Raw genomic sequence first — 22,760 nt, 5'->3', positions numbered from 1 at the left:
CGAACTAGGTTAACCGCTTAGCGATCGCCTATATATTGCTGGATGTTAACATCGACGATTTGCACCGGCGACAGGTACTCTCGGGCGTATTTTAGGTACACCCCGCTGGTTAGGAACAGCTCGAACACCGCGCCATCAATATGCCCTCGATCCACCATTCCCGCCATAATATCGATGGCCGCGGCAATGGATTTCGCCTCTTTGTAGGGGCGATCAGCAGCAGTTAACGCCTCAAAAATGTCGGCGACAACCAATACCTTTTCGGGCACCGACAACTGATCGCCTTTTAGCTTTCTGGGGTAGCCGGTGCCGTTTACCGCCTCGTGATGGGTCGAGGCATAGCGCGGTACGCGCGCCAACTCGGGCGGGAAAGGCAAGCGGTCGAGCATTCTTATGGTGCTAATCATGTGCTCGTTAATTTTAAAGCGCTCTTCTCGCGTTAAAGTGCCACGTGCGATCGACAAGTTGTAAAGCTCGCCACGGTTGTACAGGTACTCGGGAACCTCCATATCGATCTCTAAATACGGTTCATAATCCACACTGCGGGTACGCAAGACAATATGCTCGGGCCTGTCGTCAAGCAGCTTCTCCGTAGCGGGCAGCTCTTGAGGGAGGCGCTCAACACGCGCTTGCTCGGCGGCACTAATACCCAAGTTGCGATCAAAATGGCGCTGCCACGTTTGCGCGCCAATTTGCGTCAACCGGTCGATGTCGTCCTGATCCATAAATTCGCCGCCAATATTCGCCTTGGCAACAAACGCAAAGTCCTCGTGCAGCTGTGCTACGCGTCCATCACGCTGCGCTTGCAGCTCGACTTCGCTATACAGGCCCTGCGCCCGCGCCTGCCAATAGTCAATCTCGGCATCGCGCAAAAGCACTTCAAACCGGGTCCGCACCTCGTGAATACGATTGTAGATCGTTTCTAACTTTACGGATTTATCGACAACATACTCGGGGACGGTAATTTTTCCGCAATCGTGCAGCCATGCCGCAATTTTAAATTCTCGCCATTGCTCTTTATTCTTAAACTGAAAATCGGCAAAAGCGGGCGCCGATGAGGCGTGTGCAGCATCCGCTAACATTAACCCCAGCTCGGGCACGCGGGCGCAATGACCACCAGTATAGGGAGACTTCTCGTCAATAGCCTCCGCAATAAGCTGGATAAAAGAGTCCATTAGCGTGCGTTGGATTTCCTCGTGCGCGCAAATGGAATCGGCCATATTGGTCATCGAGATGGCCAACTCATTTAACTCCGTAACTCGTGAGCGGGTATAAATGACGTGATCAAAGCGGCGCTCTTTGACCAGATTGCTTTTTTCTGCAAGCGCTAAAATCGGCCTGACAATTGGCCGCGCCAAAAGCCATACGAATGGCAGTAACAACAATAAACACAGCGCGGTAATCCATATCGCCGTACGAACCCGATTCAACGTGCTGGCCAGAACCTCTTTAACCGGAATGACGGCGGCAAAGTAGCTCTGTTTTCCCGCGCCTGAACCTATCGGGGTAATAAGCACAAAGTGATCAACGCCGTGCACTTTTCGTTTAATCATTTTTTCTTTTAAACGCACCTCTTGCCCTACCCCAAGTAAAAACGGGTACGGCACGCGGGCAAGATCGCTATCAGGGTTAGCGTCACTCCCGAGCCATTTATTTTCGAGCTGCAACCACTCGTCGTCTGTGACTGACATCAAGGCCAAATTAATCAGCCCTAAAAGTCGCTCTTGCGATGGGTGAACCGCTAAATAGAGCGTTTGGGGCAGTCTCTGATCGGTTAGCTGGGGACCAAACTGCAAGCTGTTTAAAAATAATTTTCCTGCCGTATGGCGTAATACAGCGTCGTAATCAATGGTGGCATCCGCGCGACCAGACTGTACTGCCAACAATGCCTCTTGGGTGTCCTCGACCTCGACAATATTCTTTACACCTATGCTCTGACGTAAAAAGTGAGTGATAGTCCAGCCGCTAGGGGCCGCCACTTTTAACGATTTAAGATCCATCACGTTGGTAATGGGCGCGCTCCCGGACTTACTCACCACGGCGTAAGGCAGCTCAGCTAAAGCATCACTAAAAAGCCCTAAACGTCGGTTGGCGCTAGAGGAAAACAGCGGTTGCAAGACATCCAGCTCGCCAGCAGAAAACTTCTCGACTAGCTCCTGCCATCGGTAGCCATTGATGAACTGCAGGTTTAATTGAAGTTTCTGTGCCAATAACCGCAACAGGTCAATACTATAACCTTTTGGGCGACCCGCCTCTGAAAAATCGATGGGAGCCCAGTCCAGCTCATTTGAGACCCGTATTGGCCCTAGGGAATCAAGGTAGGCGCGGTCGCGCTTGCTTAACGAAATCGGCGCAGTGTTGGCGTTGCTGCTGCTATTGCCACTGAGCAAATTGGACCCGAGCACCTCCCCCGAGTCATCGTAAACAAACAGCTCTGCGTTATCGCCTAAGTTTTGGTCGCGTAGGTATTGCGAAAAAGACTGTAGAGTAATGTCGATGCCTAAAACGACATCGCTATCAGGAAAGCGAACCGAATAAGTTTGTCCTGGCGCTTGAATATATTGAAATACATAAGGCTCCGATTTTAAAACCTCAACGCTGGTTGATTCATTAAACCACCGCCGTTGACGTACATCATAACGGCTGGGCTCTTGCCTTTCGGCACGCAGGTTAAAATCTTTGTCGAAGTAGTAAAACTCGCGAATACGGCCTTGCGCTGACTCTCGAACCCGGTTGACCAACCAGCGGTCATCCTTAGTCGCTTTAACCGCGCTGCGAAGTGAGGCATCGGTATCTAAATTGACCACCTCAAAGAAATCGCCGTTAGGAAAGCCAAGGTATATGCTGTAAAAAAGCTCATTGTTACCGAGCACCTCAGCAAACAAGTTGCGGACCTTGGCCACCTCGGAGGGGGAGTCAACTTTTAATAGAGATGGATAGCGGGTCAATAATGAGCTGACCTGCTCTGCGCGGCGCTCGATGGCTTCGATAAAGCCCCCGGCGCTTACGGCCGCCTTTTGATACCGCTCTACCCCATGCTCGATCGCCATTTGGCGACTGAAATAATATTGCAAGGATATCGCGCATGCCGCCGTTAGCAAGACGGCTAAGGCAACCAAAGCCAGTACGATAACCCGAATGGACAATGTAAAATGCGATGACTTTTTAGATTGCATGACGGCGGCGTTCCTTTTGGCCGTGCTCTGTGTAAAGCAATAATAGCGGCTTTTAACGTCAAGCGTTAGGGTAAAATCAACACCACAGCCTTAAACATAGCCATGAAACGTAAACCTGCCCAAAACACCAAGGCCTACCCCTTTGAGGGTAGACCTTGGCATATGCGAGACGGGCTACATCTTCCAGCTCACTTTAACGCCTGCCGTACGTGGTAGCCCCCACACACCGTAACCCCAGTCGCTACCTAGGGTATTTTGGTAAGTGAAGTACTCTTCGTCGGTGGCGTTTTTGACAAACGCTTCGACCGTTAGCCGCTCAGAGGCTGATAACCAACTAACTTTCGCGTTGGCGATCCCGTACGCACTATGTTTAGAGTAAGGATCGTTTTCAATCTGTAGATAATGATCATCTTGCCATGCGTAATCCGCTTGCAGCGCAATTTCACCGGCATCGCCCAAGGGAATATAGTAGCGCCCCACAAGATTATAAGTAAGTGCGGGTGCCGAAGGCAGTTCGTTACCATCCAAGGTATACTCATCGCCTGCCACAAGAAAAATCTGATCCGAATCGAACTCAGTTTTTAGCAGCCCCAAACCACCAATTAGCTCAAAGTTATCACTTACCTGTGCGGTAACTTCAAACTCGGCGCCGGTACCGGTCACATCCCCTGCGTTAGTGATTACGCTACCGTCTGCCACTGTCAAAAATACCTGCGCCTGATAGCCTTCGACCTCGTAAGTAAAGGCGGCGGCATTAAGTTTGATACGGCCATCGGCAAAGCTGGTTTTGTAGCCGAGCTCTAAATTAGTAACATCCTCCGAGCTGACCGGTAGTGTAGCCTCGACAGAGGCGTTGTAGCTGCCCGAAAAACCGCCACTTTTAAAACCCGTAGACAAACTTATGTAGGCTAGCGAGTAATCTGTAGGGCGCCAGTCTAGACCAATACGACCGGTAATAGCATCGTCGCTAAAGTCACGAGTTACATCAATCTCATCGTAAAATGAAGGGCCAGAGTCTTGCACAAAATCGCGGTCTTCCTCGGTATAGCGTGCCCCCAGAATTAAAGTCCACTCGGGGAGAATGTCGTATTCATATTGGCCAAATACAGCCCAAGACTCAGAGTCAAGCGAGACAATCTCCTGGTGCCACAAACCATCAGCGGTAGTGGGCGCCTGAGTCATTAAGCCGCGATCGTCTTTGTAGTAATATACGCCACCGACCCACTTGCTTGCGTTAGTGCTGCCGTTTAAACGCAGCTCCTGCGTGTATTGCTCGGCATCAACACTATACTGCTCATCAAAAAACACAACTTCGGTGCCATCACCGTCATCTTGGAGAAATTTATCCAGCTCTTCATAAGCGGTAATGGAGGTGACAGTGAATGGGTCAAGCTCCCAGTCTAGCGTTGCAGAAACCCCAAAGGTATCGATTGTTGTTTGCAAGCCATCTTTAGCACCACTGGCAACATGCTCAGGATCAAACTGACCGTTAACGGCCTCGGCCCCGGTCATCTCAAAACTGTTGCTGGTGCACAGACCATTTTGAATTCGATCAATCGAGCAAGTCGCCGCGCCCTCCCCTACGGATTCAAGGTAGCCCATGTGAGCAAAACCCACGGACTGTTGATCAGCTTCGCTGCCATGAATATTTAACAACAAACCTGCGTCTGCATTTAAATCGATATCAAGTTGCGCCCGGTAGCCAAAGCTATCGGTGTCATTAAGCTTTTCCCCGGTAACAGTGTTGGTTTGCCAGCCGTCATTATCTGTTTTTTTAAGTGCGACACGGCCGCGCACATTATCGCTTAACGGGCCACTCAGCATGCCCTCGACAACCGTCTCGTCGTAGCTTCCGTAACTGATGCTGGCGCTGGCATCCAGTGTGTCGGTAGGTTTTCTCGAGATGTAATGCACCAGGCCGCCAGTTGTGTTTCTACCATACAGAGTCCCCTGCGGGCCACGCAAAACCTCTACCCGCTGTAGGTCAAACAGCTGAATGGCTGAACCCGCCGGGTTGCCACGATAGACGTCGTCAACATAAATAGAAACCGGTGACTCCCAAGAGTCGGAAAAGTTAACCAGACTAATGCCGCGTAAACTAACAGAGGGGCTAGATGCTTCACCGAATATGGCAAAGAAGTTCATGTTGGGCACTTGCTGAGTGATATCCAACCCCTCTTCAAAGCCCATTTTTTCAATGGCATCACCAGAAAACGCGCTAACCGCAACCGATACATCTTGCAAGTCCTGCTCGCGCTTTTGCGCCGTGATCAGCACTTCCTCAATAACCGACTGAGCGGCAAATGATGGCGATACTAACAAACTACTACTGACAAATAATGAGCCTAACAAAACCTGCTTAGGCAAATACCCGCGTCGAAACTTTTTGCCAGGTTGATTCGTTTTTTCCATGTGTTACTCCTTTTTATGCGTGGCAACGCGTCCTCCATGAATCCCTCTTTTTATTGTTATTAGCAAGACAGCTTGAGAAAACGTCGTTTAAAAAATCCGTTAAACGGACTCTCGCTAATAAGCGATCTCTCACTTTTGCTTTTTTACCATAGCAGTTAACACTAACCGCGGACAGAGCGAAATAAAATTGACACATTATTCATTTTTTCGTCAATGCATTAAAACGGGGCACATTCTTTAAGCCCATAAAAAAACCGGCCAAGTGGCCGGTTTTTTAGATGCGCCTTGCTTTGCAATAAGCAGTAATTAAAGCGTTAAATCGCGATTACTCGCTTTAAGAAACTCATGCTTCAGTGCCTCATAAGTGTGCGCAGCGGGAAACTGTGGAAACTCATCGATAACATTCTGCGGGGCATGAAACAGGATGCCGGCATCAGCTTCGCCGAGCATCGTAGTATCGTTGTAGGAATCTCCGGCGGCAATAATCCGGTAGTACAAGGTTTTTAAGGCGAGCACTGATTGACGCTTAGGGTCTTTTTGGCGCAAATGGTAATTAATTACCTTACCCTTTTCGTCGGTTTCTAAGCGGTGGCACAACAGTGTCGGGAACCCTAATTGACGCATCAGCGGTTGCGAAAACTCGTAAAAAGTGTCCGACAAAATAATGACCTGAAAGCGCTCGCGCAGCCAATCGACAAACTCAACCGCGCCTTCGAGGGGCTCTAGAGTTGCGATGACCTCCTGAATTTCATTAAGGCCGAGGTTGTTCTCCTCCAGAATTTTCAGGCGTTGACGCATCAAAACGTCGTAATCGGGAATATCACGGGTCGTTGCTTTTAGCGCCTCGATACCGGTTTTCTCTGCAAATTTAATCCAAATTTCAGGGACCAAAACCCCTTCAAGATCCAAGCACGCGATTTCCACTAGCCGCCTCCAGCATACAGTCAAAGAAAAAACGCGAATCTAACCCGTCACGCGCATAAAAGCAATTGAACACGATGGGTTTTCACGTGGAACATAGTACGAATTTACAAGGCGACAACCCTAGATATAACCAAAACATACCGGACATCGCCCCCCTTAGCCGCCTACAACTCAGCAATTATGCAGACAAAAATCCTACATGTAGTGCCAATAGCTATGCAGACACCATAGGTGTGGTTATTTTTAAAGCTTTTCGGGCGAGTTTTGCACACTGTTCCACGAAGTGGTAATCATTGGTTATAAGTTAATGCTTGAGCGCTATTGGGCAGCTGTTAAAGGCTCTGGTATCCTTCGCTGCATTAAAAGACTCACAACAAACAGGTAGTCCCCTTGGGCAACTGCCTGCAACCGAGATGTAAATAAAGGCCAGCACATGAGCGAAAGCATTGATATCGTCAACGTCGAGACCGAACTGCAAGGGCAAAGCCCCTACCGCATTATGCGCTACGCGCTTGAGCAGTTTGAAAATATAGCGATCTCCTTTAGTGGTGCCGAAGATGTGGCCCTGATCGATATGGCAAGCCGTATTCGCCCCGACCTCCAAGTGTTTTGCCTTGATACCGGCCGCTTACACGCCGAAACCTACCAATTTATCGAGACAGTGCGAAAACATTACGGCATTGATATTGACGTTATCTCGCCCGATGGCGAGGCAGTGCGCGCGCTGGTAAAAGAAAAAGGTCTGTTTAGTTTTTACCAAGATACGCACAAAGAATGCTGCGGTATTCGCAAAATTGCCCCTCTACGCAAGAAATTGTTAGAGGTAGACGCGTGGATTACCGGACAACGTAAAGATCAAAGCCCCGGTACCCGCGCCGACATCCCGGTCATACAGAATGATTTAGCGTTTGCTCGCCCCGGCGCGAAATTAACCAAGTTTAATCCGCTGGCAAACTGGAGCTCAGAGGAGGTCTGGAATTATATTCGCATGTACGAGGCGCCCTACAATCCATTGCATGATCGGGGATATATTTCCATCGGCTGTGAACCCTGCACCCGCCCTGTCGGCCCAGGTCAGCACGAGCGCGAAGGCCGTTGGTGGTGGGAAGAAGCCACCAAAAAAGAGTGCGGCTTGCACGCCAACAACATCTCAGACGGTGATAACAGTGACCTTAGTCATAATGTCAGCAGCTTAACCGAGAGGCCTTAACTCTGTGACGATAACCATGGTCAAAAAAGTACTCGCCGACGGCTCGCCTTGCCGTAAATGTGCTGACGTCATGGCTAAGCTTGAGCAAAGCGGCCATATCGAGCGTATTGATAAGATTGTGATTGCCGATGAGACCGACCCAAACAGTGAGGGCATGAAGCTAGCGCGCGAATATAACGTAGACCGCGCGCCGTTTTTTATTGTGCAAGAAGATAACCGCGCCGCAAAAATCTACACGGTCTACTACAAGTTAGTGCTAGAGGTTCTAGATGCCTAACCGGGGCAACTAACCCCGGTGCCGGCCAAGCCACAATAGCCGTTGGGGTTTTTCGCCAAATACTGTTGGTGATAAGTTTCGGCATAATAAAACTCGACACCGACCTTTATTTCTGTGGTGATATCGCCCCGCACTGCCGCTGTAAGCGCGTCCTGGTAGGCTTGCCGACTTTGCTCTGCAGCGGCGCGTTGCGCCTCACTGGAAAGGTACAGGCCCGAGCGATACTGAGTGCCACTGTCGTTGCCCTGTCGCATACCCTGAGTGGGGTCGTGAGCCTCCCAGAACACTTTAAGCAACGCTTCAAAGCTCACCTTGGCAGGGTCAAACACCACCAGCACAACTTCGTTATGCCCAGTCATGCCGCTGCAAACCTCTTCATAGGTCGGGTTTGGCGTGTACCCTCCGGCATACCCGACCGCAGTGGTGTAAACGCCGGCCGTTTGCCAAAACAAACGTTCAGCGCCCCAAAAGCAACCAAGTCCGACCACCAGTTGTTCATATCCGGCAGGAAACGGCGGTTTGATACTGGTGCCGTTTACCGCGTGTGTCGGCGATACGGTGATAGGTTGGTCACGTCCGGGTAGTGCATTTTCAGGTGACGGCATTATCGATTTTTGGCGATTTTGAAACACGGCAATCCTCCAAAAGAAATTGTTTTTTAGCTGACGGGTTGTTAATCAACACGCACGAGGTAGCGCCCACGAGAACGCCCGGCGCGCATACTAGCAAGCACATCGGGAACCTGCTCGAGGGTGATTTCTTCACACATGCTTCTAAGCGATGCAGGTTTAAGATCGGTCGCAAGATGCAGCCACAACTTACGTTTATAATCGTTGGCTTGCTCGGCCGAATCCACACCCAGCAACGCGACCCCCCGTAAAATAAACGGATACACGGTTGCCGCAAAGTCCGCGCCGGAGGCCAAGCCACACGCTGCTACGGCACCCTCGCGCTCGGTCGCTTTAATAATATTAAACAGCGCATCGCCGCCTAAGGTGTCGATCGCGCAGTCCCACTGGGGTTTTAACAGCGCTTTCTTGTTGGGTTCTAGCCATTCGGCCGATGAAATCACCTCGGTTGCCCCCAGCGCCCTTAAGCTATCGTGCGCCTGAGTTTTACCGCTCATGGCAATGACTTGAAAGCCAAGCTTTGCCGCCATCGCGGTGGCAAGCGAGCCAACCCCACCCGATGCCCCACTAACCAGCAAGCGGGTATCGCTAATGGCTTTATGCTGCAGGCGCGCCAGCTTATCGAGACACATGGCGGCGGTGAGCCCCGCGGTACCAAAGATCATTGCCTCAGGTAAATCTAACTGCGGTGGGCACGGACACACCCACTGCAGCGGCACGCGGCAATACTGAGCCAGGCCGCCGGGGGTATTCATGCCAAAATCGTAGCCGCTGATAAGCACCCGGTCGCCCGGCCGATACTGATTGGTACTGTCTGAGACGACTTCTCCGGCGGCGTCAATGCCGGGCGTATGAGGAAAGTTACGGCTAACGCCCGGGTTGCCGATGGCACCCAGCGCGTCTTTGTAGTTTAAATCGCTGTAATGCACACGAACCAGAATATCGCCATCTGGCAACGTGCTTGCAGGAACTGACTCAACGGCGACACTAAAGTCGTTATCGTCGCCACGATGAATTCTAAAGGCACGGTAATCTTGCATAGCGGTTCTCTCTCGCGATTAAGGTCCATCGTTAAGCCGCCGCCAGCACTAAGTTTTGTGCCTCATGCCCAAAGCTCTTACTTGACCCGGGGTAAGGGTCAAGTAAAGCGTTAGCTTAAAACCAACGCTTTGGTTGCATACGGGTAATCCAGCGACTAAACAAACGGTCTACTGAACTCTCGGCAGCTATGCCGAGACGTTCGGGTAATGACTTTTTGTGGGTAAACTCTACGGCAAAAATATCGGTGTCGGGGTATTGGGACCACAAATAGCCATCACTGGTTTGAATGTGATCAATCAGCTGCATCTCTAGCGCCTTAGAACCATACCAGATTTCACCGGTGGCTACTTTATCGACATCGACAGCGGGCCGATGTTCACCAACAAACGCCTTAAATAGCACATGGGTTTGCTCTAAGTCGTCAGTAAACTTTTCACGCCCCTTCTCAGTGTTTTCACCAAACATGGTTACCGTGCGTTTGTATTCGCCGGCGGTAAACATCTCGTAATCAATATCGTTCTTTTTTAGCAGACGATGGAAGTTAGGCAGCTGCGCGACCACACCTATCGAGCCAAGTACGGCAAATGGCGCTGCGACAATTTTGTCGGCCACACAAGCCATCATATAGCCACCGCTGGCCGCGACTTTGTCGACACAAACCGTTAACGGTATGTTGCGCTCAGTAATACGCGTCAGCTGGCTCGCTGCCAGGCCGTAACTGTGCACCATGCCCCCACCACTTTCGAGCTTTACCACAACTTCATCGCGCTCGGTTGCGACACCTAAGATCGCGGTAATTTCCTCGCGTAAACTGCCATTGGCCGACGCTTTAATATCGCCATCAAAATTTAAAACAAACAGGCGTTTTGGTGTGTTGGCCGCCTCTTCGATCGCTTTGCTGTCGGCGTTTTTTTGTTCTCGCTTTTTGTCTTTTTGCAGTAATTTTTCTTTTTTCTTTTTAAGTTTTTGCTCTAACTTAATAGCCGCCGAATCAAGCACCTCAGCTTTAATAATGTCAGAGTACTCATCGTAGGTGTCATTGAGCTTAGTAACTTCAATGTGGCCTTTATCTGAGCCTCGGCCGCGCTGCTTGCTGCTCACAATAAGCGCTAAAACAATAGCAAAAGCCACCACAATGGTGACAGCTTTTGCTAAAAACATTCCGTAATCTGCTAAAAATTCCAAAAATTTTACTCCCCAAATCAATCGTGTTTGTCTTTCTCAGTGTTATTAACCTACGCGTTAGCGCCAAGCGCCCACAGCCTCGCGCGCGGAGTCATTCATGGGGCGGGTAACCAGGCCGGTGCCCGATAAACTCACCTCAAATAAAGCGCCATCTGCCATGGGCAAATAAGTAGCACTGCCGTACACCGCATCGACAATAGGCAAAGCGTCTCTGCCTTCGCGCAACCAGCGCCATACGTCGACGCCATAACGGCTTTCGTGAAACGAGTATACGGTTCGGTCGGCGTTGCGCTCTTGCTCTAATGAGTAGTAGCGGCCACTGAGACGATCGAGCCGATACCCCGGCTTTACGCCCCAATTAGCGACAATACCAGTCCACTTAATGATGCGCGCGTCTAGCTGCCATTGATCGCCGGCAATTTGGTACTTTTGCTCATTGCCTTCTTCGTCGGCAACGGTCACATTGAACAGCGCATCTTTAACCTTTTCGAAGCTTAAAGTGGCCACCATATGCTCCTTTTGTATTTGCCGATAACTAAAAATATCCAAAGCAACAAAAGCAAACAAAACCGCCAGCCCTAGCAGTGCTAAGCCAAACATGCCGCGCAACCAGCCAAGAACCCATGAGTCCTTAAACAGCAATTTGGCCGCCGAATAGGCCACGAGCAAGCAGCACAGCGCCGCCGCAACCGCAATTACGCTATAAACCATAGTGACTGGCCTCCTTTAGCCAATACGCTAGCGGGCTTTATCATCCGCTGACATCTCACAGCGTTGTACAAAACCATCGATGAGTTGGCGTGCAATCGTCCCGACGGGCGGCACCTTGGGCAAATCACGATAGTGATACCAGTGCGCCTCTTTAATTTCATCCGGCTGCGGCACAATACTACCGCTATTGTAGTGGGCGTAAAAACCCAGCATTAATTGTGCGGGAAACGGCCAGCTCTGACTGTTCATATAGGTGAGCTGAGTGACGTTTAAGCCAACCTCTTCCTGCACTTCTCTGACAACGGTTTGCTCGATTCTCTCGCCCGCCTCAACAAACCCTGCCAATGCGGTATAGGTGCCGGTACGCGAACGCTGGTGCTGAGCCAACAGACAGTATTCACCCTTGGTGACCAAGACAATGATACAGGGAGTTTGGGCCGGGTAATAACGAATATGGCAAACCGCGCAAATACGTACGAGCTCGCCTTTGGCCAGCAGCTCTGACTGCGGTGCAGGCAGCTCGGCACCGCAACAAGAACAAAACCGATGACGTTGCCACCAGTGTCCAATCTGTAGCGCCCGACTCGCCCAAAACAGAGCGTCGGAGTCAAGCTCATCAAGCAGCTCCCGGAGGCTGATCCAGTGCTCTTTCGCTAACCATTCTGGTGCATCTGAAAGTGCAATCCAGTGCTTTGCCGCGCTGTCGGTTTCGGGCAAATCGATCCGAAAGCACGCACTAGTGCCGCCAGGCTTTACCTGACTAGGCCGGCCCGCGGGCAGCCATAGCTGACCGCCGCTAACCGGCCAATAGTAATCAGTGGCAGCAGAGCTATTCAGGCTCACAACTATCGCGGCCCTCTCATGGGGCGACGGGGTAGCCTAGCGCTTGTAAGCTTTCTTCGGCGATTTGCAACACACTGGTATCGGCACCCTTCTCCGATTTAATCGCGTCCAAGTAGTACTCAAGGCTAATCACGGCATCGGCAAAGGTTTCTAGCAAATGCTGCACTGCGGGCAACTGCTCGCCGCCCAGCAGCGCCTCGTTGACAAACGCCTCGCACGCGGCGACCACTTTAGCGGCGCGAGGCAGCGCCAACACTAACATTCCACCGCGCACGGTAGAGAGTGTTGATGAGACGTTTTTGATGTGGCCTATGTCGTAGTTAGACTCTGAATAGCTATTAAGCGCACGCTTGATCATCGCCAGACCCGACTCGGCCTCCTCGATCACCAGCGTTTCGGCCTCGTGAATTTGGCTGTTCGACAAAACCTCTTCGCGGGATAACGCATTGAGCGCTGCCAACTTTTCTTCTGACAGGTTCATTCGCGCCAAGCCACTTACGGTGCTTTCGATATACAGTAGTGTGTCGGCAACACCGAGCAGGTCATCGGGGCTTGCCTCGATAGTTTCATTTTGCCAGCCGGATATTTTTTCAATTTCTGTACGTAACGAGTTGCTTGGGGCCACCAGACCGACCACCGAGAGTATTTCGGCAATCTTTTTTAACGTTTCGGGTAACTCGGGGGTCTCTTTAAGCATCTCGATACCGCCCTGAGCGGCGCGCTCTAAGATGTTTTTACTCGCGCGTAACTCCTCCTGGAGCACGGCAGTCATGGAGGTTACCGTGGTAGCACTGGGTCCTTTTAGGTATTCCTGTTCTCGTAGCAGCTCTACCTCACTATACGCCAGCCGGCTGACGTTATAGGCTTTTAAAATCACATCTGTTTTAGAGCTGTCGCGATGCGCCAGCGCCACCAAATAAACCAACTCTTTTAACAGCGCTGGGGCAGCCGCGCGATCTAGCACCGCATCGCCTTCAAACTGCACCCGCTTGAACTCGCGGTCGATGGCGCCTAGCAGCATCTTGCGTGACTTATTAAGCTGCAGTTTACCTTCGGCAATGGCGCCAATCATCTCGGCGCCCACCCACCACAGTTGGGCCATGGGGCGACCAGCTGTGACGCTATCGAGGCGCTCTAAGGCGCGCACCATCATCCCCAGAGAAGGCTTTACTTGCTTGCCTTGTAACACACTAAGCATGGCCACCTGATACATATGGCGGATGCGGCGGACAAAGTGGCGAAAGTCTTCGGGGATATCGGCGGCGGGCTGCTCGGGTCGCTGGCAGTGCTCTAAATCGACTTGAAAATAGTAGCTCATGGGCAGCAGCGGCTCGCGCCGTGCCGCGCGCAAGTCGTTAATATGGGGAATCAAGAGTACCGCCATACTGCGGCCTGTCTGGGTGCAGTACTCTAAATAACGCGGCAGGATAAAAAACACCGAGGTGATGCGTTCAAGTTTTTCGTGAGTTGCGGCGCCATCGCCCAAGGGGATATCGGTAATATGTTCAACCAGCTCGCTCGCCAGGGTGTCAACGCCCCTCAGCTGAAGTAGATTTAAAGTGCCGCGAATTTGTTTAATGTCATCAATGCAGTTTTGCAGCAACTCACCATCGTTAGGGTCGCTGGCAAAGCGCTCAAGCCGATTGGCCGCCGACTCAATAGTCGCCACCAGCTCATTTTGCACTAGCTTTAAAGAGGAGGGGTTAAAACGCTCAGCGGTGTCTGTAGTCACTGTTATTTTCCTGCTGGTATGGGTCGATCCGAACACTCCGGCGCGGATAGCTCTTTTTGTGTACAACCAATGCATTAATGCTGTAAAGATAGAATCTACATTAACTTATTACAAAACTCTAAGGCAATCCAATTAAGTACTCAACCTTTGCGAGCAGATGCCAAAGCTGTCGCATTTATGGGCGCATTGACCGCTTAATCGTTACCCGGGGCGACCTCACCCAGAGCTTCGCCCGTCGATAACCACAAACACTGACCATCACTGGCGCTATTAATGGCGGCGAGCTTCTCTTGATGCCGCACCAGCTCTTGCTCGTCAGCGCGCAGCACTGGCAACGGCCGACGACCACTGTCTAAACGTTTAATCTCGGAGCCTGACGCCTCTTCCCCGCCGTCACTGCCATCGCCACCACCCAGCATAAGCGCCGTTTGGCCACCAGTCATAAGTAAATAAACGTCGGCAAGGATCTCGGCATCCAGCAAAGCGCCGTGCAGCTCGCGCTGTGAGTTGTCGACCCCATAGCGCTTACACAACGCATCCAGGCTGTTTTTCTGACCGGGATGCTTGCCGCGCGCCAGCATCAGCGAGTCGACGATGCTGTTGTTTAAGGCAATAGTGTTGTGGCGCGCGTCCATACGGCGCAGCTCGGCATCGATAAAGCCAATATCAAAGGGCGCATTGTGAATAACCAGTTCAGCACCGGCGATAAACGCTAAAAAATCCTCGCGTATTTGCGCAAATACCGGCTTATCAGCCAGCATCTCGTTGCTGATACCATGCACCTCCATCGCCCCCGCGTCGATCTCACGCTCAGGGTTGATGTACTGATGATAGTGTTTTCCCGTCAGTTTGCGGTTGACGACCTCGACACAACCGATCTCGATAATACGGTGCCCTTGCGTGGCCTCAAGGCCTGTCGTCTCGGTATCGAGTACGATTTGGCGGGTGACGGTATTGTCTGATGTGCTCATAATAACCTGCTAAAAATAAAGGGGATTTACCGCCGCGGCGTCATTAGCGCAACTCGTCAATACCGCGATTGGCCAGCTGATCCGCGCGCTCGTTCTCGGCGTGACCGCTATGGCCTTTTACCCAGCGCCAATCTATTTTGTGACGATTACTTTGTTCATCCAGAGCCTGCCATAAATCGACGTTTTTTACCGGTTGCTTAGAGGCGGTGCGCCACCCTTTGCGCTTCCAGCCTGCGAGCCACTCGGTAATGCCTTTGCGCACATATTGCGAGTCGGTTGTTAACACTACCTCACAGGCCTCTGTAAGTGCCTTGAGGCCTTCAATGGCCGCCGTCAGCTCCATACGATTATTGGTGGTGTTACGTTCGCCACCACACAACTCTTTCTCTTGTCCTTCAAAGCGCAACAATGCCCCCCAGCCCCCTGGCCCGGGATTTCCACGACAGGCGCCATCTGTATATATTTCTATTTTTTTCAATTAGTTACCATTACTTGTTAATGTTTTTTATGATCACTCAACACGCTTTTTAAATGTTTCTGCTGTGAGGTGGAGCTTGTTGTACGCGTTGCGTCGCGCCCGACTTTACTGGGCACCGAGGCGGCACTAAAGCCTCGCAGTTCAACATTGTTCCAGCGTGGCTTGAGTGGCAATACTGCTGGCACATCTTTGCGCACGGTCACAGCGTAATAATTGCCCCAAGGCGCTCCGATACGCCGCAACCAGGACTCAATGCTGCGCTGGTTGTTTTTAGAGCGGGGCCAAAATTGGCCGCGGGTTACGCTAACCGGCACTAAATCCAGCAGTTTGCACCAGTCGTGTAAACGACCCCAGCGCAGGCTCTGGTGGCCACCCTCAGGCGCATTGCCAAACCAGCTGCGCAAAAAGCGCAAAGCGCCGCCCAGGCTCCAGGGATTAAAGCCGATAATAACAATATGACCACGGGCAATGGTTGCTCGGGCCACCTCGGCCAATAGTTGGTGGGGGGTTTGGCTAAAATCCAGCACGTGGTGCAGCACAAACACATCCACCGACTCAGGCGCTAGCGGCAACCGACCATAGTCGCAGCAGCCGGCCTCTGCGCCGCCAGGCTGTGCGCAAGGGTTAAGCGCAAAGGTATGGGCAATGCGGCTATTACCGGTTAAGCGCAACCCACGGCCCACGCTAAGTTGGCACAAATGATACCCGAACAGGCAAGCAAGTGCTTGATCAATATCATCTTTTTCACACGCCAATAGCGCTTGCCCCGGCGCTGAGGCGAACCAATCGGTCAACGCTGGTACCGCCTCGGCTGCAGGCCGAACGTCGCGACGCGACTTGATGTTTTCTTTTACCCGCTCGAGCATGTGCACCTCCACGGTATGATCTCGCCTCTTTAGCCTGATAAAATACCAGTATTCGTCAGTGCAAAGAAGCCAACCGGAGTGAGAGTATGCAGATTTATTGCCTACCGGCACTTGAGACAAATTATTTTTGGCTGTTACAGCCAGACCCTAAAAGCTCCGATGCCTATATATTTGACCCGGGCGATGCCGCGCCCGTGCTCGCCGCGCTCAAACAACGCGAACTCACTCTGGCAGGTATTGTACTTACCCACCACCACTGGGATCACACAGACGGCATCGACGAGCTACTCGAACACCACCAAGTGCCGGTTTACGGCCCACACAGCACGCGCATCCCGCAGGTGACGCAGCCATTGGCCGAGGGAGATACCCTTGAACTTGGCGGCACCCAGTGGCGTATCTTGGCCACACCCGGCCACACTCTCGACCATATCGTTTACTACCGGCCCGACGCCAAACCCAACGGTGTGCTGATTGCCGGTGACACACTTTTTGCCGGTGGCTGTGGCCGAATGTTTGAAGGCGACCCCGAGCGGTTTCAGCAGTCTTTGGATAAGCTCGCACAGTTACCCGCTAATACCACCCTGTATTGCTCCCACGAGTACACCGTGGCCAACTTGGTATTTGCCCAAGCCGTCGAGCCCGAAAACCCCGATATTGCCGCGCGACTTAACAGTGCGCGCAAAAAGCGCGAGCAGCACCAGCCAACCGTTCCCAGCACGATTGCCCTAGAACTTGCCACCAACCCCTTTTTACGGTGCACGCAGGCCCCGGTGGTAGCCAGCGCCAGCGAATACAGCGGCTGCTCGCAAGACTCCGCCGCCGATGTATTCGCAGTCTTAAGGCGCTGGAAAGACGGTTTCTAAGCCAATTGACCCAGAAGAGCCAAACCCCTAGAATCGGCTGAATTTCGCGCGAATAATAGGATGTTAGCAAGCGTGAACCATTTACGCTAAAACGCTAAAGTGACTCAATGACTGCTGTATCTCGTATTGCCCTACTGTGCTTATTTTCAGTGATTTTAAACGGATGCAGCAGCATCCTCGCCGAAAACGACGACTTTCAAGAACCTATTGGCGCAGACGATGAGGCGCCGGAAGAAACCCAGCCGGTAGCCGTTAGCGCCCCCCCTATTGCCGCTCCCAAGCCCGCCCCTGCCGAGCTAACGCTGCTCGATCGCATGACGGCCGGCTTTGTTTTGTCTGAGCTAGATCACAAACGTATCAATCAATATGAGAGCTGGTACGCAAGCCACCCAGAATACATAGACCGCGTATTTGAGCGCGGCCAACGCTACCTTTACTACATTGTTCAACGCCTAGAAGAGGAAGGCCTGCCATTAGAAATAGCCCTGCTGCCTGTGGTGGAAAGCGCCTTCGACCCATTTGCCTACTCTCACGCGACCGCTGCAGGTATGTGGCAGTTTATGTCTGGCACCGCCGGCGATTACGGCTTAAAAGAAAACTGGTGGTACGACGGTCGACGCGATGTAGTGGCCTCAACCAACGCTGCCATTAGCTACTTAAAGCGAATGCACTCGCTGTTCGACGGTGACTGGCTGTTGGCCTTGGCCGCTTACAACACCGGACAAGGCCGTTTGGCGCGCGCCATTAGGGCCAATAAACGCGCGGGTAAACCTACTGATTTTTGGTCGCTCAAGCTCCCGCGCGAAACCCAGGCGTACGTCCCACAACTGCTGGCGCTCTCTCAGGTAGTGGCAAACCCTAAACACTACAAAATTACCTTACCTGAGATCTCCAACGCACCCTATTTTGTCGCTATCGATATCGGCTCGCAGCTCGATTTAGCCCAAGCCGCTGAGCTGGCCGACATCACAATGGAGGAGCTCTACTTATTAAATCCCGGCTTTAACCGCTGGGCGACGGACCCGGCCGGCCCGCACCGGCTGCTGATACCCAGCACACATGCCGAAAGCTTTAGTGCGGCATTGGCCGGAGTGGAGCCATCCCAACGCATCAGTTGGGAGCGGTATAAAATTCGTTCGGGCGACAGTCTTATCCGCATTGCCAACAACCACAACACCAGTGTAGAGGCCCTTAAAAGCGCCAATCAGTTGCGCTCCTCGCGCATTCGCGCCGGCGATGTATTGCTGATTCCAACGGCCAGCGCTGGTGCCGATTACTACGAGCTGAGCGCGATCCAGCGCCAACTCGGCACCCAAAGCCGATCTAAGAGCACTAGCGGCGAGAAAATCAGCTACACCGTGCGCAAGGGCGATAGCTTTTGGCGAATTGCCAATAACCATCAAGTCAGTGTCAGCTCGTTGGCGCGCTGGAACGGCATGTCGCCGCGCGACACCATTAAACCTGGGCAAAAGCTGGTGGTGTGGAGCAAAAATGTTAAGGACCAAACCGGCGATGACGATGCTGTGGTGCGCAAGCTATCCTACAAAGTAAGAAACGGCGATTCGTTGGCGCGGATTGCCAGTCGCTTTAACGTCAGCATTAAAGATATTACCCGCTGGAACAAAGTGTCGACTAAGAAATACATTCACCCCGGCCAGCAACTTACCCTATTTGTTGACGTTACAAAGGGTCATTAGCTGCCGCTAGCAAGGCTTTAGAATAGGGGTGCTGCGGCTGGTTAAATATACGCTCGGCAGCGCCCTGCTCTACCACCTTGCCATCTTTCATAATCATAATGCGATGGCTCATGGAGCGCACGACGCTGAGGTCGTGACTGATAAACAAATAGGATAAACCGTACTCGCGCTGCAGCCGCTGCAACATATCAACAATGTCTTTTTGCACCGAACGATCCAGTGCCGAGGTCGGCTCATCAAGTACCAACAAGCGTGGTTTTAACACCAGCGCGCGAGCAATAGCGATACGCTGACGTTGACCACCGGAAAACTCGTTGGGGTAACGGTGGCGCAATTCAGGATCGAGCTGAACCTCGCGCATCGCGTCAATCACGCGCGCTTCCAATTCTGTTTTACTATAACGCTCGTGTACTTTTAACCCCTCAGCGATAATTTGCAGCACTGACATTCGCGGGCTCAAACTGGCGAACGGGTCCTGAAATATCATCTGAATATGACGTCGTAAAGGTTTCATTTGCTTGGCGCTAAGGTGCAATAAGTTACGCGAGGCCTTTTCGCCAGCAAGAGTAAAGTGCACATCACCCTCACACTTAATCAGCTGCAACACAGAGCGCCCTAATGTGGTTTTACCTGAGCCACTCTCGCCCACAATGCCCAGAGTTTCGCCTTCAGCCAATGTAAAACTAATATCATCTACGGCTTTAACGTAGTGCTTTACTCGCCGCAACAACCCTGTACTAACACCAAACCAAGTACGCAAATGATCGACCGTTAATAACGGGTTAGCTTGTGCAAGTGGCGCTGGCGGTGCGCCCGGCTCTGCCGCCAGCAGCTGCCGGGCATAGTCGGTTTTAGGGTTATCAAACACCTCGGCGGTTACGCCACGCTCTAAAAGCTCACCGCGACGCATAATCATCACCCTGTCTGCCAACTTGCGTACGATCCCCAAGTCATGGGTAATAAACAACACCGACATCCCCAACTCTTTTTGCAGCCGCTTTAAAAGACGTAAAATTTGCGCCTGGACGGTTACATCGAGAGCGGTGGTCGGCTCATCGGCAATCAGTAAGTCCGGCTCGTTTATCAGCGCCATAGCGATCATCACACGCTGGCGCTCACCGCCACTTAATTCGTGCGGAAGCGCACTCAAGCGTTGCTCGGCATTGCGAATCTCAACTCTTTGCAACCACTCCAGCACTTTAGGGCGCGCTGCCGCGCGCTTTGTACCTTTATGTAAATACAGCGATTCAGACAACTGCTTTTCAATGCTCTGCAGCGGATTTAAGCTCGTCATCGGCTCCTGAAAGATCATTCCAATAGAGCCACCGCGAATCCGATTTAGATGTCGCTCGTCCGCGCGCAACAAATCGTGTCCGGCAAACGATATTTGCCCCGAGTCGTACCGCACAGCGCTGGGGTTGAGTAAGCGCAAAATAGACTGCGCAGTAACGGACTTACCCGAGCCGCTCTCACCCACCAGCGCCAACACTTCACCGGGTAAAACATCAAAACTAACATCCCGTACCGCAGGTGTCGCATCGGTCGCCCCATGGAAGGTTAAGGTAAGGTTGGTAATACTAAGTAAAGGCTGATTCATAATCGCTCTAGCGAGTGCGGTTAGGGTCAACGGCATCTCGTACCGCCTCGCCCACAAACACTAACAAGGTTAATAATAACGACAAAACCACAAACACCGACAGCCCGATCCAAGGCGCGTGCAAATTATTTTTTCCCTGACTCACCATCTCCCCGAGGGATGCAGAGCCCGGTGGCAAACCAAAACCGAGAAAATCCAAAGCGGTTAGACTGGTCACACCACCCACCAGCAAAAACGGAATAAAGGTAATGGTGGCCACCATCGCGTTGGGCAACAAATGGCGCCACATTATCGCAGCATTTGAAACGCCCATGGAGCGCGCCGCCAACACATACTCAAAGTTTCTCGCGCGCAAAAATTCTGCCCGTACCACGCCCACTAAAGACATCCAGCCAAACAGCAACAAGATCGTCAATAAAATCCAAAAGCTGGGTGGCACCATACTGGCAATAATAATTAGCACAAACAGGGTTGGCACACTCGACCAAACCTCTAAAAATCGCTGCCCCACCAAATCCACTTTCCCGCCATAAAAGCCCTGAATCGCGCCTACCGCGATCCCTACCACAGAGGTAGCCAAGGTTAAAAACAGCCCAAAAATAACAGAAATACGGAATCCATAAATAAGACGCGCCAAAATATCACGGCCAAGATCATCGGTACCTAACCAGTTTTCAACGCTAGGCGGGCTGGGAGCGGGAGTCGGCAGATTATAATTAATAGCACGATAATCAAAGCGGATCGGCGGCCAAAGCATCCAGCCTGAGTCATTGATGAGTTCGGCGATATAGTCGTCCCGGTAGTCGGCCGCGACATCAAAATCACCGCCAAAGTCCAATTCGGAATACTCTTTAACAACTGGAAAGTACCACTCGCCCTCGTGCTGTATAATAAGCGGAACATTATTCGCCAGCACATCCGCTAATAAGCTTGCGCCAAATAAGGCCAGAAATATCCACAAGCTGTAATAGCCGCGACGATTATTTTTAAACCGGTGCCAGCGCTCACGATTAATAGGGCTTAAATTCATGAAACTCATGCCTTAACGGGACTCAAAGTCTATGCGTGGATCAACCCAGGTGTAGGCAAGATCGCTGATAATACCAATGAGCAACCCTAAAAGACTAAAGATATACAAGGTGCCAAACATTACCGGGTAATCACGCTGCAACGTAGACTCAAAGCCCAGCAGCCCAAGCCCTTCGAGGGAAAAAATCACCTCAATCAGCAACGAGCCGGTAAAAAACATGCTGATAAAGGTCGCCGGGAACCCAGCAATAATAATCAGCATGGCATTGCGAAACACGTGTTTGTACAAAATACGCCGTTCGCCCGCGCCTTTGGCGCGAGCGGTAATTACATATTGTTTATTGATTTCATCGAGAAAAGAATTTTTAGTTAGCATTGTGAGCGTGGCAAAGCCACCCACCACTAACGCCAGCACTGGCAATGTTAAATGCCAAAAATAATCACCTATTTTTTGATACCAAGTCAGCTCAGAAAAGTTGGACGACACTAGCCCTCTCAGCGGAAACCAGTCTAAATAACTGCCGCCGGCAAAGACAATAATCAGCAAAATAGCAAACAAAAAGCCCGGTATCGCATTGCCTATCACGACTGCCCAACTGGTCCAAACATCAAAAGGCTGATGATGTTTAATGGCTTTACGAATCCCCAATGGAATAGAGATAAAGTAAATAATAAGCGTGCTCCACAAGCCCAGAGAAATAGAGACCGGCAAGCGCTCTACAATCAACCCTAGCACAGTATTGGCTTTAAACAGGCTATCGCCAAAATCAAAGCTTAAGTAATCGCCCAGCATCGTAAAGTAGCGCTCAAACAAAGGCTTATCGAAGCCAAACTGGTGTTCGATTTCGGCAATCACCTCAGGGTCTAAGCCACGGCCCGCGCGGGAATCCTGGTTCTGCCGAGCTAAACCTCCGGCGTCAGAATCGCCGGCATTGCCGGTAACACGCTCTAAGCTCGCCCCGCCCATACCCAGCATGTTGGCGATAGCTTGATCGACCGGACCGCCGGGAGCTGCCTGTATAATAAAAAAGTTTAAAGTGATAATCGCCAGCAATGTGGGAATAATTAACAACAGCCGGCGAACAATATATGCACCCAAATCTAACGACCTCTATT

General features: G+C 51.6%; 18 protein-coding genes and 1 pseudogene. 4 read left to right on the top strand and 15 right to left on the bottom strand.

The window, feature by feature from the left end; translation table 11 throughout:
• Window positions 1-17 precede the first annotated feature (17 nt).
• From AACY82_RS02505 to thrH, 3 genes are all read right to left on the bottom strand, one after another.
• Window positions 18-3,176, bottom strand: coding sequence for an HD domain-containing phosphohydrolase (locus tag AACY82_RS02505; RefSeq protein ID WP_339615177.1), 3,159 nt, complete (start codon window positions 3,174-3,176; stop codon window positions 18-20).
• A 174-nt stretch (window positions 3,177-3,350) separates the two neighbouring features.
• Window positions 3,351-5,588, bottom strand: coding sequence for a TonB-dependent receptor (locus tag AACY82_RS02500; protein ID WP_339615176.1), 2,238 nt, complete (start codon window positions 5,586-5,588; stop codon window positions 3,351-3,353).
• Window positions 5,589-5,894: 306 nt separating this feature from the next.
• The gene (gene thrH, locus AACY82_RS02495) at window positions 5,895-6,512 is read right to left on the bottom strand and encodes a bifunctional phosphoserine phosphatase/homoserine phosphotransferase ThrH (protein WP_339615175.1); all 618 of its coding nucleotides are present in this window, start codon (window positions 6,510-6,512) and stop codon (window positions 5,895-5,897) included.
• Window positions 6,513-6,942: 430 nt separating this feature from the next.
• Here thrH and AACY82_RS02490 point away from each other — a divergent pair.
• Both AACY82_RS02490 and AACY82_RS02485 read left to right on the top strand, forming a co-directional pair.
• Window positions 6,943-7,722: pseudogene (locus tag AACY82_RS02490) on the top strand (phosphoadenylyl-sulfate reductase); the annotation flags it as partial.
• Between the two features lie 4 nt (window positions 7,723-7,726).
• Window positions 7,727-7,999, top strand: a complete 273-nt coding sequence (locus AACY82_RS02485; RefSeq protein ID WP_339615174.1) for a hypothetical protein — start codon at window positions 7,727-7,729, stop codon at window positions 7,997-7,999.
• On the opposite strand, the gene msrA is transcribed toward AACY82_RS02485, so the two are convergent.
• The 9 genes from msrA to AACY82_RS02440 form a co-directional block, all read right to left on the bottom strand.
• Window positions 7,996-8,604 carry a peptide-methionine (S)-S-oxide reductase MsrA gene (msrA, locus tag AACY82_RS02480; RefSeq protein ID WP_339615593.1) on the bottom strand — a complete coding sequence of 203 codons (609 nt, stop codon included), beginning with the start codon at window positions 8,602-8,604 and terminating at the stop codon, window positions 7,996-7,998. The two genes, AACY82_RS02485 and msrA, sit on opposite strands and share 4 nt — an antisense overlap.
• 68 nt (window positions 8,605-8,672) lie before the next feature.
• Complete coding sequence (locus AACY82_RS02475; protein ID WP_339615173.1) at window positions 8,673-9,668, bottom strand: YhdH/YhfP family quinone oxidoreductase; 996 nt, start codon at window positions 9,666-9,668, stop codon at window positions 8,673-8,675.
• A 115-nt stretch (window positions 9,669-9,783) separates the two neighbouring features.
• The gene (sohB, locus tag AACY82_RS02470) at window positions 9,784-10,854 is read right to left on the bottom strand and encodes a protease SohB (RefSeq protein WP_339615172.1); all 1,071 of its coding nucleotides are present in this window, start codon (window positions 10,852-10,854) and stop codon (window positions 9,784-9,786) included.
• A 57-nt stretch (window positions 10,855-10,911) separates the two neighbouring features.
• Window positions 10,912-11,565, bottom strand: a complete 654-nt coding sequence (locus tag AACY82_RS02465; RefSeq protein ID WP_339615171.1) for a cation/multidrug efflux pump — start codon at window positions 11,563-11,565, stop codon at window positions 10,912-10,914.
• A gap of 27 nt (window positions 11,566-11,592) precedes the next feature.
• Window positions 11,593-12,408, bottom strand: coding sequence for an NAD(+) diphosphatase (gene nudC, locus AACY82_RS02460; protein ID WP_339615170.1), 816 nt, complete (start codon window positions 12,406-12,408; stop codon window positions 11,593-11,595).
• Between the two features lie 16 nt (window positions 12,409-12,424).
• Window positions 12,425-14,140 (bottom strand): pilus assembly protein, encoded by a 1,716-nt coding sequence (locus AACY82_RS02455; protein WP_339615169.1) that lies wholly within the window; start codon window positions 14,138-14,140, stop codon window positions 12,425-12,427.
• 194 nt (window positions 14,141-14,334) lie between these two features.
• A complete protein-coding gene (gene dnaQ, locus AACY82_RS02450; protein ID WP_339615168.1) occupies window positions 14,335-15,111 on the bottom strand; it encodes a DNA polymerase III subunit epsilon in 777 nt (258 codons plus the stop codon).
• A 43-nt stretch (window positions 15,112-15,154) separates the two neighbouring features.
• Window positions 15,155-15,589 (bottom strand): ribonuclease HI, encoded by a 435-nt coding sequence (gene rnhA / locus AACY82_RS02445; protein ID WP_339615167.1) that lies wholly within the window; start codon window positions 15,587-15,589, stop codon window positions 15,155-15,157.
• Between the two features lie 17 nt (window positions 15,590-15,606).
• On the bottom strand, window positions 15,607-16,455 hold the full coding sequence (locus AACY82_RS02440) for a methyltransferase domain-containing protein (RefSeq protein ID WP_339615166.1): 849 nt from the start codon (window positions 16,453-16,455) through the stop codon (window positions 15,607-15,609).
• Between the two features lie 86 nt (window positions 16,456-16,541).
• Here AACY82_RS02440 and gloB point away from each other — a divergent pair, with 86 nt between their 5' ends.
• Both gloB and AACY82_RS02430 read left to right on the top strand, forming a co-directional pair.
• Window positions 16,542-17,321 carry a hydroxyacylglutathione hydrolase gene (gene gloB / locus AACY82_RS02435; protein WP_339615165.1) on the top strand — a complete coding sequence of 260 codons (780 nt, stop codon included), beginning with the start codon at window positions 16,542-16,544 and terminating at the stop codon, window positions 17,319-17,321.
• A 107-nt stretch (window positions 17,322-17,428) separates the two neighbouring features.
• Window positions 17,429-19,018: a LysM peptidoglycan-binding domain-containing protein gene (locus AACY82_RS02430; protein ID WP_339615164.1), complete on the top strand. Its 1,590-nt coding sequence runs from the start codon at window positions 17,429-17,431 to the stop codon at window positions 19,016-19,018.
• Here AACY82_RS02430 and AACY82_RS02425 read toward each other — a convergent pair.
• The 3 genes from AACY82_RS02425 to AACY82_RS02415 are packed head-to-tail and all read right to left on the bottom strand — an operon-like array spanning window position 19,002 to window position 22,743.
• Window positions 19,002-20,615 carry an ABC transporter ATP-binding protein gene (locus AACY82_RS02425; RefSeq protein ID WP_339615163.1) on the bottom strand — a complete coding sequence of 538 codons (1,614 nt, stop codon included), beginning with the start codon at window positions 20,613-20,615 and terminating at the stop codon, window positions 19,002-19,004. The two genes, AACY82_RS02430 and AACY82_RS02425, sit on opposite strands and share 17 nt — an antisense overlap.
• Before the next feature lie 7 nt (window positions 20,616-20,622).
• The gene (locus AACY82_RS02420) at window positions 20,623-21,645 is read right to left on the bottom strand and encodes an ABC transporter permease (protein WP_339615162.1); all 1,023 of its coding nucleotides are present in this window, start codon (window positions 21,643-21,645) and stop codon (window positions 20,623-20,625) included.
• A gap of 12 nt (window positions 21,646-21,657) precedes the next feature.
• Window positions 21,658-22,743, bottom strand: coding sequence for a microcin C ABC transporter permease YejB (locus AACY82_RS02415; RefSeq protein ID WP_339615161.1), 1,086 nt, complete (start codon window positions 22,741-22,743; stop codon window positions 21,658-21,660).
• Window positions 22,744-22,760: the final 17 nt, after the last annotated feature.

The organism is uncultured Gilvimarinus sp. (genome assembly GCF_963972205.1).
In the GTDB taxonomy this organism is placed as follows: domain Bacteria; phylum Pseudomonadota; class Gammaproteobacteria; order Pseudomonadales; family Cellvibrionaceae; genus Gilvimarinus; species Gilvimarinus japonicus.
The sequence above is the reverse complement of the archived record's forward strand: the minus strand, read 5'-3'. Positions and strand labels throughout refer to the sequence as shown.

Bases quoted from the DNA above. Each gene is read 5' to 3' on its own strand.
- AACY82_RS02505 (WP_339615177.1), bottom strand. From the start codon at position 3,176: ATGCAATCTAAAAAGTCATCGCATTTTACATTGTCCATTCGGGTTATC.
- AACY82_RS02500 (WP_339615176.1), bottom strand. From the start codon at position 5,588: ATGGAAAAAACGAATCAACCTGGCAAAAAGTTTCGACGCGGGTATTTG.
- msrA (WP_339615593.1), bottom strand. From the start codon at position 8,604: ATGCCGTCACCTGAAAATGCACTACCCGGACGTGACCAACCTATCACC.
- AACY82_RS02475 (WP_339615173.1), bottom strand. From the start codon at position 9,668: ATGCAAGATTACCGTGCCTTTAGAATTCATCGTGGCGACGATAACGAC.
- AACY82_RS02465 (WP_339615171.1), bottom strand. From the start codon at position 11,565: ATGGTTTATAGCGTAATTGCGGTTGCGGCGGCGCTGTGCTGCTTGCTC.
- dnaQ (WP_339615168.1), bottom strand. From the start codon at position 15,111: ATGAGCACATCAGACAATACCGTCACCCGCCAAATCGTACTCGATACC.
- AACY82_RS02440 (WP_339615166.1), bottom strand. From the start codon at position 16,455: ATGCTCGAGCGGGTAAAAGAAAACATCAAGTCGCGTCGCGACGTTCGG.
- gloB (WP_339615165.1), top strand. From the start codon at position 16,542: ATGCAGATTTATTGCCTACCGGCACTTGAGACAAATTATTTTTGGCTG.
- AACY82_RS02430 (WP_339615164.1), top strand. From the start codon at position 17,429: ATGACTGCTGTATCTCGTATTGCCCTACTGTGCTTATTTTCAGTGATT.
- AACY82_RS02425 (WP_339615163.1), bottom strand. From the start codon at position 20,615: ATGAATCAGCCTTTACTTAGTATTACCAACCTTACCTTAACCTTCCAT.
- AACY82_RS02420 (WP_339615162.1), bottom strand. From the start codon at position 21,645: ATGAATTTAAGCCCTATTAATCGTGAGCGCTGGCACCGGTTTAAAAAT.